The organism is Synechococcus sp. PCC 6717, assembly GCF_022698185.1.
Taxonomy (GTDB): Bacteria; Cyanobacteriota; Cyanobacteriia; order Thermosynechococcales; family Thermosynechococcaceae; genus Thermosynechococcus; species Thermosynechococcus lividus.
The window spans coordinates 274,676-291,951 of record NZ_JAKLTV010000001.1; the positions used below are offsets into that span (position 1 = coordinate 274,676).

The following is a 17,276-nucleotide window of genomic DNA, read 5'->3' on the forward strand; positions in this document are numbered from 1 at the left end:
ACCGCAAAGGGCTAAAGTGGCCATGTCCAGTGGCTAAACTCCGGCTTATCGATCCCAAACTCGTAGGCGTAGTTGCGGGCTTCAATCTGCATATTGCGGAATTTTTCCTTGGCATGGGCACCGGCCACCTGCAACTCGGGCAGCCGGTCAATGGCATCGATCGCCAAGCTAAAGCGGTCAATTTCATTGTTAATCGCTAGCTCGAGGGGGGTGTTAATGTTGCCTTTCTCTTTATAGCCACGCACATGCAGGTTGACGTGGTTATAACGGCGGTAGGTGAGGCGGTGAATCAGCCATGGATAACCGTGGAAGTTGAAAATAATTGGCCGATCTAGTGTGAATAGGCTATCAAAATCGCGATCGCTCAGGCCGTGGGGATGCTCTGTTTCCGGTTGCAACTTAAATAAATCCACAACGTTAATGTAGCGGATTTTCAGGTCGGGAAACTCTTGCCGCAGCAGGGCGATCGCCGCCAAGGCTTCTTGGGTGGGAATATCCCCCGCGCTGGCCATCACCAGATCCGGCTCATAGCCTTGATCATTACTAGCCCAATCCCAAATTCCCAATCCCTTCGTGCAGTGCTTAATGGCCGCATCCATATCCATGTACTGCAAATGCAATTGCTTATCCGACACAATGACATTCACATAGTTTTTGCTACGCAAACAGTGATCCGCCACCGATAGCAAGGAGTTGACATCGGGCGGTAGATAAATTCGCGTCACCGCTGCACTCTTGTTACAGACCACATCCAAAAAGCCCGGATCTTGATGAGTGAAGCCATTGTGATCCTGCCGCCACACCGTCGAGGTGATCAATAAGTTCAACGAAGCAATATCAGCGCGCCACGACAGTTCATTGCAGATACTCAGCCACTTGGCATGCTGATTAAACATTGAGTCAATGACATGCACAAAAGACTCATAGGTGGAAAAGAAGCCGTGCCGTCCTGTTAACAGGTAGCCCTCTAGCATCCCTTCCATGGTGTGCTCACTGAGCATTTCAATGACACGACCATCGGTGGATAACTCACCGCCATCTTCATCCTCTTCAAAGAATTCAGCAATCCAGAATTTTTTGCTAACTTCATAAATGGCATTAAGTTTGTTTGAAGTGTTTTCATCAGGACCAAAGACGCGGAAATTCGTCATGTTTTGGCGCATCACATCCCGCAGGAAAACGCCAAGGGGTCGTGTGTTTTCCGCTTCTAGTTGGGCAGGCTTCTCAACGGTAATACCATACTCCCGGAAATCTGGCATTTTTAGGTCTTTGCGGAGCAGCCCCCCATTGGCATGAGGGTTCATCCCCATGCGGTAGGTGCCGGTTGGTGCCAGTGCTTTTAGATCAGGGCGAAAGGTTCCCTTATCATCAAATAAATCTTCCGGATGGTAACTGCGCAACCACTTCTCCAGCAATTGCAGGTTTGCGGGGTTGCTGTGCACATCGGCCATGGGCACTTGGTGTGCTCGCCAGAACCCTTCTACCTTCCGTCCATTCACTTCAGCCGGCCCTGTCCAGCCCTTGGGTGTCCGCAAAATAATCATCGGCCAGCGGGGTAGAGGCGTTACCCCCTGCTCCCGAGCTGCCTGTTGAATTTCCTTAATTTTGTTTACACAGTACTCTAGGGTTGCCGCCATTGCTTGGTGCATTGAGGGACGGTCAGAGCCTTCGACAAAGCAAGGTTCATAACCATAACCGCGAAAGAGATGCTCGAGATCGGCGTGGGGAATACGCGCCAATAGTGTGGGGTTGTTAATTTTGTAGCCATTCAGGTGCAAAACTGGCAGGACTGCGCCATCGCGTACAGGGTTCAGGAACTTATTAATGTGCCACGAGGTAGCCAGTGGCCCTGTTTCCGATTCGCCATCTCCTACCACTGCGGCCACAATCAGGTTGGGATTGTCAAAAGCAGCACCACAGGCATGGGAGAGCACATAACCCAGTTCTCCCCCTTCGTGAATTGAGCCGGGGGTTTCTGGGGTGCAGTGGCTACCCACACCGCCAGGAAATGAAAACTGCTTGAAAAATTTTTTGAGGCCGTGCTCATCTTCACTAATGTTGTGGTAAATCTCGGAATAACTTCCTTCGAGATACACAGGCGCTAAGACACCGGGGGCACCGTGGCCGGGACCCGCCAGAAAAATAATCTCTTGTTGATATTTTTTAATAATGCGGTTGAGATGAATGTAGATAAAAGAAAGTCCAGGGCTGGCTCCCCAATGCCCCAAGAGGCGTTTCTTAATGTGCTCTGGTTGCAGGGGAACTTTGAGCAGGGGGTTGTCCCGCAGGTAAATCATGCCTACCGCAAGGTAATTACAGGCACGGAAGTAAGCATCGATGGCATCCACTTCTGCAGCACTGAGGGGCTGACCCTCAATAGTGGCGCGGGCAATCCCAAACGCACGAATTGATTGAGTTGTGGGGGAGAGAGCGCTAACCATAAATTCCCTCATACATCAACTGTTGAAGCCACGACAGCCTGCTTCAGAACTCAAAAGATAAAACAAAATGCACAGACTATCTGCTCTTTCGCCAGACTGGTACAGGCTGTTGATTCGCCAGAATGATTCTGATGCAACGTTTCTAGAGAAAAATCTCTGAAGAAAGGGCGAACCCGAGCTGCGGTTCCAGCTCGTACAAACTTCACTACACCTTTGATCCTAAACCGGCAGACTCTGGTAGTGAGGAAATACCCTGAATGTTTTAACGAATGAGCGGTTCTAAGGGTCAACACGCCCGGCCTGAGTCTCTAGCATCTCTGGTGGCGGCAGGCGAAAAAGGCGGCAGGCATTAATTGTTGTTTGTACCCCTAGCTCAGCTACATCACACTGACGAAGTGCTGCAATCGCTGAGGCCACAAAGCGAACATAACTGGGTTCATTACGCTTTTCCCCCCGCTTGGGGACAGGCGCAAGGAATGGACAATCAGTTTCAATGAGGAGGCGATCGCCCGGAACCATTTGCGCCGCCGCCTGAATTTGCTTAGCATTTTTGAAGGTTACCGTGCCACTAAAGCTAATGTATAGCCCTAGCTCTAAGAACCATTCCGTTTCCTCTGGTGTGCCGCCCCAGCAGTGCATGACCCCTTGTAGTGATCCGTACTGACGTTGAAACTGCTGCAACACATTCCGGGTTGCTGCCGCCGCCTCACGGCAATGAATAATGACAGGCAAACTAAGGGAATGAGCCACTGCCAACTGCGCCCAAAACGCTTCCTCTTGCTGAGACTGATTGTTCGCTTTATAAAAGTCTAAGCCAGTCTCACCAATGGCAACAACCTTGGGATCACTGGCAGCAAGGGAGGCAATGGTACTAGCCAGATCAGGATGCCACTGATCTGTATCTAGGGGATGCAAACCCACGGCCATAAAGAGTTCTGGAAATTTTACCGTTAGGGCTTGAATGTCGGTAAACTCCGTTGGTTCAACACAGGAATGTACCAACCTGACGACCCCTGCTTCCCGCCACCGCTGAGCTACAGTCTCTAAGTCGGCAGCAAAATTAGCAAAATTCAGATGGACGTGGGTATCCACCAGCATAAAAATATAAAAATTAGGAAGGTTGGGTTGCTTTGTTGAAAATTCGGCTTAAGCGAGCTTTACGACGAGCACCTGTATTCCGATGAAGCACGCCGCACTTAACTGCCTTATCAATTTTGCTCACCACAGTGCTTAAACGTTGGTTCACCTCTGCTAACTGCTCGGGTGAAGGGTTGGCCGTGTATTGACTGAGGGCATTGAGGTAGTTTTTCGTCAGAGTATGTACTGCAGAGCGGTAGGATTTGTTACGGAGGCGATTGCGCTCGGCAATTTGAGCGCGCTTGGCAGCAGATTTAATGTTGGCCACGGGTCACCTTAGACAGCGATAATCAACACAGTGTTTAGAACAAACACTCATTATAGCGGTTTTGCGCCTCTTAGCGTTATCGGCTCTCCATTGGTAGAGCGCAAATAACTGGATTACTCTGCTGCTAGCTGCACTCTGGCAAAATGAGCGGATCAGGATTCGCTAGCATCTCAACAAAGAACTCCGGTACACCAAGAGGATAGAGAAGCAAGAGTTCTTTCAGAATCCCCATGTCTGCTCCCCAACCACCTTGCCCGGTTTGTCAGCCAACTCATGTGGTCAAAAATAGCAAAATCCATATTGAACGATTGAACAACACTCTGAGGCAACGGGTGTCTCGATTAGTCCGCCAAACCTTATCCTTCTCAAAATCTCTAGCTCTAGAAAATCATATTGGTGCAATCTAGTATTTCATCCATGCTTACACTGCATCATTACCTGTGTAGGTACCTGTGTAGGACTGCCCGGGACCGGATTTGGGGTGGTAACTGTCGCTGTCCCACCTCAGTACAGCTCCCAGACATGCTCGTGTTGCGGCCATTTGGTCAAGGCATCCCTCAGCACTCGTCCTCATTTGTGCCAGTGCGGAACTGTGCTGGACAGAGACCCCAACGCAACTATCAAGATTTTGGAGCTAGGTTGACGTACTGTAGGGCACACAGAACCTTACGCCGGTGGAGAGGAGGCCGCTACTCATCTTCTGGAGACAGCGGTTGAGCACGTCACCTCGTTGAAGCAGGAACCTTCATCGGCGACGATGGAATCCCCAATCTTTGAGGCACTTTAACATGATTGAGATAGGCGATGGAATTTTTCTAGGCATCGGTTTGCTGCCGCAAGTACGCTTGAATGAATCTATCAATATCGCCGTCCATCACATCTTGCACAGCGGTGCTCTCTACCTCAGTGCGCAGGTCTTTAACCAACTGGTAGGGGTGAAACACGTAGTTACGGATTTGCGTGCCCCACGCGGCTTCCACGGCATCGCCGCGAATATCGGCAATCTCTTTCGCTTTTTGCTCTTGGGCAATCACCAGTAACTTTGCCTTGAGGATGGCCAGTGCCTTTTCTTTGTTTTGCAGTTGCGATCGCTCCTGAGTGCAGCGCACAGCTAGGCCAGTGGGTTTATGGACAATGCGCACCGCCGTTTCCACCTTGTTGACATTTTGCCCTCCTTTGCCGCCACTGCGGGACGTCGTGATCTCTAGGTCTGTTTCTGGAATCTCAAGGGTGACGGACTGATCCAACTCTGGCATGACATCCACGCCAGCAAAACTAGTCTGCCGCTTGCCATTGGCGTTAAAGGGAGAAATTCGCACCAAGCGATGCGTTCCCTTTTCTGAGCGTAAATAGCCGTAGGCATAGCGACCTTTAACTTCCAACGTTACAGACTTAATGCCAGCTTCTTCCCCCTCTGATAATTCAGCAATGTGGGTTTGGTACCCCTGTCGCTCTGCCCAGCGAGTGTACATACGCAGCAGCATTTCCACCCAGTCTTGGGCATCGGTGCCCCCTGCTCCAGCATTAATCGTTAGGATGGCATTATTTTTATCGTAGGGGCCATTCAGAAGCTGTTCTAGTTCCCAACGACTGAGTTTTGCCTCTAGCTGTTGCAGCAGGGCGATCGCCTCATCGTAAAGCCCCGGATCACTCTCTAGCTCCAGCAGTTCCAGCGCAGCTTCAACATGCTCAACACTCTTTTGCCAGCTTGAGAGTTGCGCTAGAGCTTCCTTAGCCTCAGTAAGCTGTTGCAGAGTCGCTTGGGCAGCAGCTTGATCAGTCCAAAAGTCAGGCTGGGCTGCCGTATGCTCAAGATCGTGAATCTTAGCGGTGAGCGCCGCAGGGTCAAAGATAGTGCTGGGCTTGACCCAGACGAGTGTTCAGAGCTGTCAAATCTCGCTTTAAGGCACTAAGATCAATCATTGGCCAACAATAGCAAACTGTTGATTAGATGGGGACTCCTCTATAGTATAGGCGAGTATAGGCGCGACAGGGGCTTAAGGAAACGGTTTGGCCGTGGCGAAAGCGCAAGATACAGTTCTTGCATCTATGGTATATGGAGCGCGGTCGCAACCCTTAGCACACCAGTGTCGAACCCATGCAGGATTCATCAGCAGTCAACAAACCCTACGGCAAGGAGCACGACATAATAGAAATTAGGTTCTGAGGTTTTGCCCCTATGGCTGCGTTTTACAACTGGTATCGGACATTGCTACGTCACCCTAAATACCGCTGGCTCATCATTATTGCTAGTTTTGTCTATCTATTCAGCCCTATCGATATTGCCCCAGATTTGATTCCTGTGATTGGCCAGTTGGATGACATTACCGTAATGATGATTTTGGCCAGTGAGGTCACCCAGATTGTTATTGAGCATCTCAAAAGCAAAAAAAGTCGCGCGGATGTGCCAAGAACCACGGTTGATGTGGAGGCAGAAGCCCTCTAAAATGCAGCACGGAAATGGGATAATCAACCTGATCGTGTTTGCTAGACACTTTTTAGCGCATTCCATTTTAATTGAGAATTTATGGATCTAACCCATCGCCCGCGGCGGTTGCGCCGTACCCCTCAACTACGTCGTCTCGTGCGCGAACATACCCTCTCCAGCGCCGATTTGATTTATCCAGTCTTTGTGATGGAAGGGGACGATCAGGTTCAAGAAGTCCCCTCGATGCCCGGCTGCTTTCGCTATACCCTTGATCGCCTCATTCTGGAGCTAAAAGATGTCTATGCTTTAGGCATTGGGGCGATCGCCCTGTTTCCCCTTGTCCCCGAAGCCTTGAAAGACAATGCAGGCACAGAAAGCTACAACCCGGAGGGACTGGTGCAGCGATCGGTACGCGGCATCAAGGCCGTCCTGCCAGACCTACTCATCTTTACGGATGTGGCGCTAGACCCCTACAGCAGTGAAGGTCATGACGGCATCGTCAAAAATGGTGAAATCCTCAACGATGAAACCGTTGCGGTACTGGTGAAACAAGCCGTCAGTCAAGCCGCCGCCGGTGCGGATTTTGTTGCCCCCTCAGATATGATGGATGGTCGCATCGGCGCAATCCGCGCGGGCTTAGATGCAGCGGGCTACACCCACGTGGGTATCCTTGCCTACTCAGCTAAGTATGCCTCGGCTTACTATGGACCGTTTCGGGATGCCCTAGATTCAGCCCCGAAATTTGGCGATAAAAAAACCTATCAGATGGATCCAGCCAATGTGCGCGAAGCTGTGCGGGAAGTGAGCCTAGATCTTGAAGAAGGGGCAGATATGGTCATGGTTAAGCCTGCCCTAGCCTACATGGATGTGATTGCTCAGCTTAAGCAGGTGAGTGATGTGCCGGTGGCAGCCTACAATGTCTCTGGGGAATACGCCATGGTTAAGGCCGCCGCTGGCAATGGCTGGATTGATGAGAAAAAAGTGGTCTTGGAAACCCTGCTCGGGTTTAAGCGGGCAGGGGCAGATGTGATCCTCACCTACCATGCCAAACAGGTAGCTCAATGGCTACAGGAGGATCTCAATTAGGTTCAGTTAGGTTGAGGAGACGGGTTGCCGCAATTGTTGGGTCGTCTGAAGCCAACTGGTAATCAGTTTGTCTAGCCGCTCGTCCAGTTTAGCGTCCTTGAGTTGACCTGTTGGCGTAAACGCTTGCCACGCTTGACCGATCGCCACCTGCTCTGGAATTACCCATGCATGTACCCAGCGGAGAATCACCCGCAGGTCGTTGAGGGCGTTACTGTTTGCCTGGCCACCCAGCACACTGATCATGGCGACCACCTTGCCACTGAGTTCCGGAAAGCTCAGCAGGTCAAGGGAATTCTTCAGCACCCCACTGACACTACCGTGGTACTCAGGGGTCACCAGCAGAATGCCGTCCGCTGCCGTAACTTTGGCCTGAAATACTGCTACATCGGGGTGATCGGGGTAGTGATCCGCTCCAGTACAGAAGGGGAGGTTCAGTTGCCGTAGATCCAGCCGCTCTACGGTGGCTCCCTGAGCCGCTGCTTTGGCGATCGCTGCGTCCAAGGCCATTTGTGAGTAAGAGCCATCCCGTAAACTACCCGCCCAGCCAATAAACTTCGGCATAAAACAAACTCATAACGACTATGAATTAGTATAGCGCACCCCGATCGATCTCTCAATTACGTCTAGGGGCTGCTTCCTGATGGTAGGGAATTGAGTGGCGTGGGCTTATCCGCCGCCATTTGGGTAATCACCTGTTGCAGTTGACTAATCACCCGTTCCGCTGCGCTATAGCGATCCTTCCAATGCTGAATGGCGGTTTCCTGCTCGCGGGCTTGTTGGGCTTGATGCAGAATTTGCTCTTGAAGCTCGGCTACCTGAGCTTCCAACTTTTGGAGGCGTGCCTGTTGCTGCGTGGAGCGACCTTCTATCTCTTGGGTGTAGTGTTGCACTTTCATGTATTGCAGCCGCTGAAGCTGGTACTCTTGCTCCAGGTCTTGCAGCGTCTTTTGGGTTTTCAAGAGGGTTTTACTAAGCCCCTGAATTACTGTATTTTTGCTGGACTCTTGACCTTGAGTTTGTTGCAGGGCACTAATGACTCGTTCTTGGGTCTCAATCAGGTAATTGGCTTGAGTCAGGCGACTGCTCAGATCACGGATGTCATTTTCGCGATCGCTAAGTTCTTGTTGCAGTTGCTCTAGGCGAGTTTGGAGCAGCCCTTTTTCTTCATGAGCTTGCCGTTGCTGCGATTCCAGTAATTGTAAGTCGTGCTCCCGTTGCCGCAGCAACCGATGACTGTTGACTAATTTTGCTTCGAGAGCATCTTGAATGTGCAGCAGCCGATCCACCTCCTGATGTAAGTGCTGAATTTCAGTTTGCGATTGTTGCACCATGATCTCCAAAGATTGGCGACGACTGGTCATTTCTGCTAACTGGTGGGCGCAGGTGGCTTGGGAGTGAAGCTGTTCTTGTAGGGTGAGGATGGCCTGCTGCTGGATGAGGGCGGTTTCTTCAGTGCGGGCTAGCAAGTCTTCTAGAAACTGCTGATTACGGAGTTGTTGCTTGAGTTCATCAATATAGGTTTGACATTGATCAAGGATCTGCTCTAGTTGTTGGACACGCTGTTGGGGGCTATCGGCAACAGAATGAGCCAGTGTCACTTGGTTCTCAGTCACAAGTGGATTCCACGGAAAGCTCAATTGCTGTGGCAGCGTCAGGTCATCCATACTAGTCTCCTTTGTGACTGCGCCAGCTTATACCCATTATTGAACCAACTATAAATTTATTATGACAATCAAGAAAAAACCAACAAAAAACATCCTCTTGAGTCGAGACCTAAAACGAGTCCAGCTTAAACTAGACCTTGAGCATCACCGGCTGTGTAACTGGTGACGAGGATTGAACAAAATTAGCAACGCATTCCCCCACCTCGGAACAGGTGGGGGTCAAGGAGCGGCGGTTTCTATGGTATAACGCTATACATCTTTAGGACTACCGTTGCGGTGAACATCGTTTTGACTCAAAATTAGCATAGAGGATAGAATAAGGCTCATGAAACGTTCCCCTAGATATCGAGGTAAAGCCTACAGCTACAGCGTATTTGCTCAATGGCTATCCTTGTCCCTTGGTATCCTTACTTTCATCATTATTGCCAACAAAATAAATAAACAAGCAGCTAATCTATTTTTGTCAACCGATGCATCAAGACAAATAGCAATCAATACACCAACAGTATTTAGTATTTCACCTTTAGTTCCCCCAATTCATCGCATTCCAAAAGCATCTGAAATTAGTGGCTCAGGACTATCTCAAGTCAACTTTGAAAAAATAGATTTTGATGGTAAACATATTCCTTACACTGGAACATCGGTTAGAAGATTAGCTGCGATTTTGTCTCAACGTGCTACTACTGAGCAAGACAAAGCTAGAATTACTTATGTTTGGATTACCCATAACATTCGTTATGATGTCCAAACGTTTCTAACAAAGAATTACCGGATAGTTTCTGCTGAAGACGTGTTGAGAGATCGTCAAGCTATTTGCTCAGGCTACGCAACATTATATGAATCTTTGACTCGTGCTATGGGACTGGAAACAGTAACAATCACTGGACGTGCTAAGGGAATAGATTATGGAATCGAAGAGACCAGTGATTCAAATCATGCTTGGAATGCAACTAAGATTAATGGAATTTGGTATTTGATTGATACAACTTGGGGAGCCGGAATACTAGATGGAGATGTTTTTCGCCCTGAATTCAACCCTTTTTACTTTGCACCAGAGCCAGCACACATCATCTATTCTCACTTTCCTGAAATTCCTGAGTGGCAATTATTACCGCAAAAAATAACACGGGAAGCATTTGAAAAATTTCCTCTTCTAAAACCACATTTCTTTGATCAGAAGTTAGAGCTTGTTGAACCTAAAGACTATACCATCAGCCTTAAGCATTTCGATGAAATTACTCTTCGTGCTCCCTTAGAAGTTGATGTAGTCGCCACTTATCAACCAATACATCAATCAAGTAATCAACAAAAAGATTTGAAAGTCTTACGCTCTCAAAGAGATGTTAAAATTCCACTGATAGATATGGGAACAGACTATCAAGTTAATATTTTTTCTCAATATAAATCTCAATATAAAGATATTCAGCAGCCTTATGAACTAGCAGCAATATTTCAGGTTCGATCTCAGTGATTAAAACAGTGTAATCAAGATAAACGAACGGTTAATTGAGATGCTGAATTTAGAAGAATACTGGAAAGTACTAGAATTAACCCCAGACGCTTCTATTGAAGAAATCAAGTTAGCCTACCGTCGTCTGGTACGTCGTTGGCATCCTGACTTGTACCCCCATGATTCAGTTCTAAAAACAAACGCTGAAGAGAATATCAAAAAAATTAATATCGCCTATGAAAAGCTTCTGGAATACAAAGATCAACAGTGTCAAGCAATTTCGGATTCAACAACATCTTCTTCTGGTGATCTTAGTGTTCAGACTCGCGCTACTGGTGCAGTAGAGTTTTATAGTGACAAGCATCATGTTTGGTTGAGTAGCAGCGATGATGGTACCCTACGACTCTGGGAATTGCCCAACCCCGTGGAGAGCACCTTTTGGGTATCATATATCCTCGAAACAGGAAACACGCTTAGCGGGCGTGAGCATGGATCAAGACATTCCTATTGCAGAACGCTTACAAGCAGACTCTGCGGTTAGGCTTCAGAAACAACCCTTGTATAAACCGTGGGCGATCGCAAGCATTGTACAAATAGCCGAAGCAGTTTTTGTTCACTCTTTCAGTTTTGCTTCAAGGGTACGCACGCGCTTCAGGAGGTCGGGTAACTGTTTGAGTGCAGCAGAAACTCGTAAATAAAGACGTTGTTCCATGGCAGGAATGCCCCCCATGCGGGCGTTCGCTGGTACAGAGCCACTGATGCCTGATTTGGCAGAGACGATGGCGCGATCGCCAATGGTGAGGTGCCCCGCTACCCCCACTTGCCCCGCTAAAATCACCTGATCACCAATATGCGTGGATCCAGCCAGTCCTACTTGGGCGCAGAGAATCGTATTTTTACCAATGGTGCAGTTGTGTGCCACCATGGTCAGGTTATCAATTTTACTGCCTGCTCCTACGGTGGTGGCACCGAGAGTCGCTCGATCAATGGTGGTACTGGCGCCAATCTCGACATCATCCTCCACGGTGACTGTCCCCACTTGGGGAATTTTATAGTGCCGCCCATCCGGCAGAGGTACATAGCCAAAGCCATCTCCCCCCAAAACCACACCATTTTGCAAGATGACGCGATCGCCCAGTTGCACGCCTTCACGCAGGGCACAATGACTGTGGATTAAGCACTCAGCCCCCACAACCACGTTGTCATACAGGGTACAGTGACTATGAATGACCGTGCGATCGCCAATACGAACGCGATCGCCAATGACTGTATAAGGGCCAATGGTGACCTCTGCCCCCAGCTCCACGTCTGCCCCCAGAATAGCGGTGGGATGAATCTTGCCCAAGGGTTGGGGTTGGGGATAAAACAACTCAATACACTTGGCAAAGGCAAGATAGGGATGAGGCACCCGTAACAATGGACAGGCCGCCGCCCCTTGGAAATCAACCCCCACAAACACAGCAGCGGCAGATGTCGTTTGCAATAGCGGTGTGTACTTCGGATTCGCCAAAAATGACACATCGGTTGCTGTTGCGGCTTCAAGGGGGGCGACCCCCAACACTGGGCGATCGCTAAGCTCAACTGCATCTAGGGAGGCACCAAACCGTTCCGCCAGTTCACCAAGCCGCATACTTGTCTCCACATCTGCCGTTGTTGCTCAGTCTAGCAGGTCTGTAGTGCTCAAACAGCGTACATGTGACCGACCACCACTGGCGATACCCTGCCACTAGTTGAATAAACTGTTCATCTTGGACACTTTCTTCAGGAAGAGAATGCTATTCATTGAGTGGCAACTTTGTCAATGTGTTTGTTATATTTTTTAACATGCACATACCATGTTTAATGGAGTAAGGAGTTACGTCCTATGGAACAACGATTCCCAGAGCTGAACGTTGATCTCAGCTTCGAGCAGGAGTTCCAAATGCGAGTGATGGAGGAGCAGGTCGGTGCCATGAGTCTTCAGCAAACCCGTGAGCTACTGCTGCAAGCCTCGCGGCTGCTAATGATGAAAGATAACGTCATTCGCTCCCTTGTCAAACGCGCTGCCTAGGCTACAGGATGTGGGGCTGACCTCCTGCTTCACCTTGCTTCGTTGCCAGAATCAAGTAGGGGCTGTGGGGCTGAACCACCATTTCCTGAGCGGCTATATGATCGAATAGGTACTAGTAGGTACTAACATCTGGCTAATATCTGGCGAATCACGCCTTTTACTCTCTTAAGAAGATTATTCGTTACTTATTTGTGCTATTGAGTATTTGACTGGCACTAGTTTTTGGAACCTAGAGCTGGGGTTATTGGTATCAAGCAAAAATCGATACCATAGAAAAACTGGGGCTGTAGCTCAGCAGGATAGAGCGAGCGCCTCCTAAGCGCTAGGCCGTGCGTTCAAATCGCACCAGTCCCGTTCCTCACCTGTGGTACTTCACTGGGACGTATGGCAAAGCTGATCATCTTGTCCAGCGTTGGCTTAGGGATGCGTCCCAAAGAAAGCATTTAATTTGAGGGGTGGCCTAATAGGCACCTTCACCAAACAGCACAATGCGCACGGTTTCCACCAAGATTTCAAGATCAAGGTTCAGTGACCAGTTGTCGATGTAGTACAGGTCGAGGCGGGCAGCCTCATCAAAGTGACCAATGTGAGAGCGCCCAGAAATTTGCCACAGCCCAGTAATACCGGGTTTGACTTCTCCCCTCCTTGAAAGAGAGGGGATTCCCAACGGATGCTGCGCAACGGGCTGAAGCCGCGTTGCTTCGCTTTTCCCTTGAGCTGTCACCCACAACTTAATGCGGGTGGGGGCAGTCAAAGACCCCCTACTCACCTCAAGCATTTCTGCTATTGGGACTACGTTTATGTTTTGGTTCGTGGTTTCGCGCTTTTCAACACTAGCCAATTCGATACGCTCAACATCCTGCCATTGCTTGCAGTGGTTTAGGCTTGCCGCCAAAGCGGTAGTGACTTACTTGCCGGGATTTCTCCGTACTAGGATGTTTCTTCGCGTAGTTGATACGCCTACTTTCCACGTCTCTAGTTTAACACATAGAGAGGGCTAAAGCCCCCTGAGTTGGCTGTATCCCCTCGCTAAAGCGGAGGGGTTTTAGCCCGCCCACATCACTACTATAAGCCTCAACCGCTTGCTGGGCTGTTTTGAGATCAACCCCTAGCTGCTCTCGGGTAAGTTTGATGGCATCGATGAGCCGTCCCTCTTCCGCTGCCTGCATCGCCGCGACTGGGATGGTAATTGTGGGGTCTTGGTTCGGTGAGTTAGATTTTTCCATGGTTGGCTAAGGCGTGCAGACGATGCTCAAGGATAGCTGATTGTTGCTGGGCAGCGGCGAGCTGCTGTTGGGCGGCAGTCACCACCTCGGGTTGCGCTTTATTCAGAAATTTAGGATTGTTAAGCCGAGCACTGAGGGATTCGATCTCTCGCTGGAGGCGATCGCGATCCTTGGTGAGTTTTGTAACGAGTGCCTCCAGATCGACCACGCCAGCTAGGGGAATCAGAATTTCACTGCTGCCCACCACGCCGCTAAAAACTTGAGCCGGGGCTTGGACGCCTGGGGCAATGGTGAGGGTCTCGAGGCGTGCTAGATGGCAAATATCTGCTGCGCTCGTCGTCAGTATGGCAGCATCATCGGCACTGGCATCAATAAGCGCCGTAATCATTAATCCGGGCTTAATCCCCGCTTCAGCCCGCAGATTACGAATGGTACGGATTGTCTCCAGCACCAGCGCAAATTGAGTTTCCAGGTCTCCATTGATGTGGGCGGGGTCGGCAAGGGGATAGGTTTGCTGCGCTAACAACTGAGAGTCATCAACTTGGTGGAGGGTATGCCAAATCTCTTCGGTAATGTGGGGCATAAAGGGGTGCAACAAGCGCAGGATACCATCGAGCACCGTGGCTAAAACCTGCTGAGCAGTGCGCTTGGCCTGGGGATCAGTTCCCTGCAAGCGAGGCTTGACCAGTTCAATATACCAGTCGCAGAAATCCCCCCAAATGAACTCGTAGAGCCCTTTAGCGGCTTCGCCTAGGCCGTAGGTGTCAATTCGGTGCGTGGTCGCCTGAATACAGGTGTGATAACGGCTTAAGATCCAGCGATCGCCTTGGGTTAGGGCAGCAGGTGTTGGGGTTCCTAACTGGGCGGGGGACTGCCCCTCCAAGTTCATCAAGACAAAGCGGGACGCATTCCACAGCTTGTTGGCAAAGTTACGCGCGGCTTCGACGGTGGCCGACTCATCGGTTTTGCGGTTGTACTCTAGGCGAATATCTTGACCTGCTCCCACCACTTCCTTGACAAGGCTATAGCGCAGGGCATCGGTGCCGTACTTCTCAATCAGGATAAGGGGATTAATGCCATTGTTGGCAGATTTAGACATTTTTTTGTTGTTTTCATCCCGCACCAAGCCGTGAATATACACGTCTCTGAAGGGAATGGCACCTGTAAAGTACTGCCCCATCATTGTCATGCGGGCAACCCAGAAGAAGATGATGTCAAACCCTGTCACTAAGGTGGCATTGGGGTAGTAGCAGCGATAGTCAGGCGTATCCTCGGGCCAACCTAGGGTGGAAAATGGCCATAGCCCCGACGAGAACCACGTATCCAAGACATCCTCATCCTGTTGCAGTTGGATAGCCTCACCAAACTGCGCCACTGCTTTTGAGCGCGCCTCAGCCTCGTCCATAGCTACCACAAAGGGGGTGTCGTCGCGCACCTCGCCGTTGGTTTCACTAATGACATACCACGCAGGAATCTGATGCCCCCACCAGAGTTGCCGTGAAATACACCAGTCCCGTAGGTTCACAAGCCAGTCCCGATAGACTTTGGCCCATCGCTCCGGAATAAACCGTGGTGAATTGTCCTGATCGAGGGCGTGGAGGGTTGCGTCGGCTAGGGGGCGGATTTTTACAAACCACTGGGTGGAGAGGAGGGGTTCAATGGGCACTTTGCCGCGATCGCTGTAGGGAACAGTATGCTTATAATCCTCAACCTTCACTAAATAGCCCTCAGCTTTCAGTCGCTCGACGACTGTCTTGCGAGCCACAAAGCGATCTAACCCTGCAAACTCACCAGCATTCTCATTGAGGGTGCCATCCTTGTGCATGAGGTTAATCATTGGCAACTGATGGCGTTGTCCCATGATAAAATCGTTGGGGTCATGGGCAGGGGTCACCTTGACGCACCCCGTGCCAAAGGCAGGATCAACCAGCGAATCCGCAATAATTGGAATGTCGCGGTTCATGAGCGGCAGGCGCAGGGTTTTGCCGATTAAATGGCGATAGCGATCGTCGTCCGGATGGACGGCTACGGCGGTATCCCCCAGCATGGTTTCTGGGCGGGTTGTGGCCACTTCTAAATAGCCTGACTCGTCAGAGAGGGGGTAGCGTAAATGCCATAGGTGCCCCTGCACCTCGCGGTTTTCCACTTCCAGATCCGAGACAGCGGATTGACTGGCGGGGSACCAGTTCACTAGGTACTTGCCGCGGTAGATAAGCCCCGCCTCGTAAAGCCGGTTAAAGGCCGTTAAAACCGCACGGGATAAGCCCTCGTCCATCGTAAACCGTTCCCGCGACCAGTCCACCGACAGCCCTAGGCGCCGTAGTTGAGAAACAATTGTATTGCCGGAGGTGGTCTTCCACTCCCATGCTTTCTTTAGGTATGCATCCCGACCAATGGCAAAGCGGGTTGTCCCCTCTGCCTGTAGCTGCTGATCTAAAATCGCACTGACGGCAATGCTGGCGTGATCGGTACCCGGCAGCCACAGGACATTGTCGCCACGCATCCGGTGGTAGCGAACCAGAACGTCGATGAGCGCGTGTTCAAAGGCGTGCCCCATGTGCAGGCTGCCCGTAACGTTCGGGGGCGGAATTACAATACAGTAGGGGGTACCGCTGTGCTGTGGATCAGCATGGAAAGCGCCGCTGCTTTCCCATTGTTGCTGCCACTTGGCTTCAGTCTGACGTGGATCGTACTGACTCGGGAGCGTAATCGCGTTTGTCATGGCTTAGGGTACAACTCAACGGGCAATGGCTTAAGCCATCACCATACCACCATCAACATTAAAGACCTGACCGGTGACGTAGGAGGCGGCTGGATCAAGGGCTAAAAACCGCACCATGCCCGCAACCTCTTCGGGGTTACCGTAACGACCAAGGGGAATAAATTTAAGAATTTCATCAGCTTTCAGCCCTGCGGTCATGTCTGTGGCAATAAAGCCGGGGGCAACAGCATTGACGGTAATACCCCGACTGGCCAGTTCTTTAGCAACGGTTTTGGTGAAGCCAATCMCCCCTGCTTTGGCGGCACTGTAGTTCGCTTGGCCGGGGTTGCCCATTTGCCCTGCCACTGAAGCAATATTAATGATTCGCCCCCGTTTTTGTTTGAGCATTAGTTTACTCACCGCCCGGGTGCACAAAAATACGCCCGTCAGGTTTAGGTTAATCACGGCTTGCCAGTCCTCAAGGCTCATCCGCAGCAGCAGGGTATCGCGGGTAATGCCTGCATTGTTAACAAGCACATCGATGCGGCCATAGGTGTCTAGGGTTTTGGCGACAAGGGTTTCAACCTCTTCAGCCACAGAGACATCCGCAGCGATCGCCGTTGCCTGTCCCCCTTGGCCTTGAATGGTGTGCACGACCTCCATCGCCGCCTCTGCTGATCGCGCATAATTAACAACGACGGCTGCTCCTTGGCCAGCTAACTCAAGGGCGATCGCCCGACCAATCCCACGGGATGCACCAGTAACAATGGCAACTGCTGTTTCACTCAACCCTATATTCTCCTAATGACCAGATGAGACATCACT

At 50.4% G+C, this 17,276-nt stretch carries 18 protein-coding genes and 1 tRNA gene; 8 read left to right on the forward strand and 11 right to left on the reverse strand.

Annotated features, from left to right (window positions below):
* Positions 1-11 precede the first annotated feature (11 nt).
* The 3 genes from L5470_RS01300 to rpsT form a co-directional block, all read right to left on the reverse strand.
* Complete coding sequence (locus L5470_RS01300; RefSeq protein ID WP_499497667.1) at positions 12-2,441, reverse strand: phosphoketolase family protein; 2,430 nt, start codon at positions 2,439-2,441, stop codon at positions 12-14.
* A 279-nt stretch (positions 2,442-2,720) separates the two neighbouring features.
* The gene (locus L5470_RS01305; protein ID WP_099799354.1) at positions 2,721-3,539 is read right to left on the reverse strand and encodes a TatD family hydrolase; all 819 of its coding nucleotides are present in this window, start codon (positions 3,537-3,539) and stop codon (positions 2,721-2,723) included.
* Positions 3,540-3,552: 13 nt separating this feature from the next.
* Positions 3,553-3,846, reverse strand: coding sequence for a 30S ribosomal protein S20 (gene rpsT, locus L5470_RS01310; RefSeq protein WP_099799355.1), 294 nt, complete (start codon positions 3,844-3,846; stop codon positions 3,553-3,555).
* Positions 3,847-4,076: 230 nt separating this feature from the next.
* On the opposite strand from rpsT, the gene L5470_RS01315 reads away from it, so the two are divergent.
* Entirely contained in the window at positions 4,077-4,253 is a 177-nt protein-coding gene (locus L5470_RS01315; RefSeq protein WP_499497669.1) for an IS1 family transposase, read from the forward strand.
* 74 nt (positions 4,254-4,327) lie between these two features.
* Positions 4,328-4,489 (forward strand): zinc ribbon domain-containing protein, encoded by a 162-nt coding sequence (locus tag L5470_RS01320; protein WP_198406011.1) that lies wholly within the window; start codon positions 4,328-4,330, stop codon positions 4,487-4,489.
* A 172-nt stretch (positions 4,490-4,661) separates the two neighbouring features.
* Here the strand turns inward: L5470_RS01320 and prfB are convergent.
* Positions 4,662-5,769 (reverse strand): peptide chain release factor 2 gene (gene prfB / locus L5470_RS01325; RefSeq protein WP_157768360.1). Its coding sequence is split into 2 segments (ribosomal slippage): positions 4,662-5,693 and positions 5,695-5,769, totalling 1,107 coding nucleotides; the frame shifts between segments, so codons are not numbered across the junction.
* Positions 5,770-6,025: 256 nt separating this feature from the next.
* Between prfB and L5470_RS01330 the strand changes: the two genes are divergently transcribed.
* Positions 6,026-6,292 carry a YkvA family protein gene (locus tag L5470_RS01330; protein WP_099799358.1) on the forward strand — a complete coding sequence of 89 codons (267 nt, stop codon included), beginning with the start codon at positions 6,026-6,028 and terminating at the stop codon, positions 6,290-6,292.
* A gap of 81 nt (positions 6,293-6,373) precedes the next feature.
* The gene (hemB, locus tag L5470_RS01335) at positions 6,374-7,360 is read left to right on the forward strand and encodes a porphobilinogen synthase (RefSeq protein WP_499497673.1); all 987 of its coding nucleotides are present in this window, start codon (positions 6,374-6,376) and stop codon (positions 7,358-7,360) included.
* A gap of 6 nt (positions 7,361-7,366) precedes the next feature.
* On the opposite strand, the gene L5470_RS01340 is transcribed toward hemB, so the two are convergent.
* Together L5470_RS01340 and L5470_RS01345 are read right to left on the reverse strand one after the other, a co-directional pair.
* Entirely contained in the window at positions 7,367-7,921 is a 555-nt protein-coding gene (locus L5470_RS01340) for an NADPH-dependent FMN reductase (RefSeq protein ID WP_099799360.1), read from the reverse strand.
* A gap of 62 nt (positions 7,922-7,983) precedes the next feature.
* Positions 7,984-9,024: a coiled-coil domain-containing protein gene (locus tag L5470_RS01345; RefSeq protein ID WP_099799361.1), complete on the reverse strand. Its 1,041-nt coding sequence runs from the start codon at positions 9,022-9,024 to the stop codon at positions 7,984-7,986.
* A 325-nt stretch (positions 9,025-9,349) separates the two neighbouring features.
* Between L5470_RS01345 and L5470_RS01350 the strand changes: the two genes are divergently transcribed.
* On the forward strand, positions 9,350-10,495 hold the full coding sequence (locus tag L5470_RS01350; protein WP_499497675.1) for a transglutaminase domain-containing protein: 1,146 nt from the start codon (positions 9,350-9,352) through the stop codon (positions 10,493-10,495).
* 40 nt (positions 10,496-10,535) lie between these two features.
* Positions 10,536-11,015, forward strand: a complete 480-nt coding sequence (locus L5470_RS01355) for a J domain-containing protein (protein ID WP_499497677.1) — start codon at positions 10,536-10,538, stop codon at positions 11,013-11,015.
* Positions 11,016-11,087: 72 nt separating this feature from the next.
* Here the strand turns inward: L5470_RS01355 and lpxD are convergent, their stop codons facing one another.
* Positions 11,088-12,104 (reverse strand): UDP-3-O-(3-hydroxymyristoyl)glucosamine N-acyltransferase, encoded by a 1,017-nt coding sequence (gene lpxD, locus L5470_RS01360; protein ID WP_499497679.1) that lies wholly within the window; start codon positions 12,102-12,104, stop codon positions 11,088-11,090.
* A gap of 234 nt (positions 12,105-12,338) precedes the next feature.
* On the opposite strand from lpxD, the gene L5470_RS01365 reads away from it, so the two are divergent.
* Positions 12,339-12,524, forward strand: coding sequence for an NblA/ycf18 family protein (locus L5470_RS01365; RefSeq protein WP_099799364.1), 186 nt, complete (start codon positions 12,339-12,341; stop codon positions 12,522-12,524).
* A 280-nt stretch (positions 12,525-12,804) separates the two neighbouring features.
* A tRNA-Arg gene (locus tag L5470_RS01370) sits at positions 12,805-12,878 on the forward strand.
* Positions 12,879-12,984: 106 nt separating this feature from the next.
* Here the strand turns inward: L5470_RS01370 and L5470_RS01375 are convergent.
* The 4 genes from L5470_RS01375 to fabG all read right to left on the reverse strand — a co-directional run bounded on the left by L5470_RS01375 (position 12,985) and on the right by fabG (position 17,240).
* Positions 12,985-13,278: a sugar transferase gene (locus L5470_RS01375; RefSeq protein ID WP_499497681.1), complete on the reverse strand. Its 294-nt coding sequence runs from the start codon at positions 13,276-13,278 to the stop codon at positions 12,985-12,987.
* A gap of 226 nt (positions 13,279-13,504) precedes the next feature.
* Positions 13,505-13,750: a hypothetical protein gene (locus tag L5470_RS01380; protein WP_499497683.1), complete on the reverse strand. Its 246-nt coding sequence runs from the start codon at positions 13,748-13,750 to the stop codon at positions 13,505-13,507.
* Positions 13,737-16,472, reverse strand: a complete 2,736-nt coding sequence (locus L5470_RS01385; RefSeq protein ID WP_499497685.1) for a valine--tRNA ligase — start codon at positions 16,470-16,472, stop codon at positions 13,737-13,739. Before L5470_RS01385 ends, L5470_RS01380 begins: the two co-directional genes overlap by 14 nt.
* Before the next feature lie 30 nt (positions 16,473-16,502).
* On the reverse strand, positions 16,503-17,240 hold the full coding sequence (gene fabG, locus L5470_RS01390; protein WP_499497687.1) for a 3-oxoacyl-[acyl-carrier-protein] reductase: 738 nt from the start codon (positions 17,238-17,240) through the stop codon (positions 16,503-16,505).
* Positions 17,241-17,276: the final 36 nt, after the last annotated feature.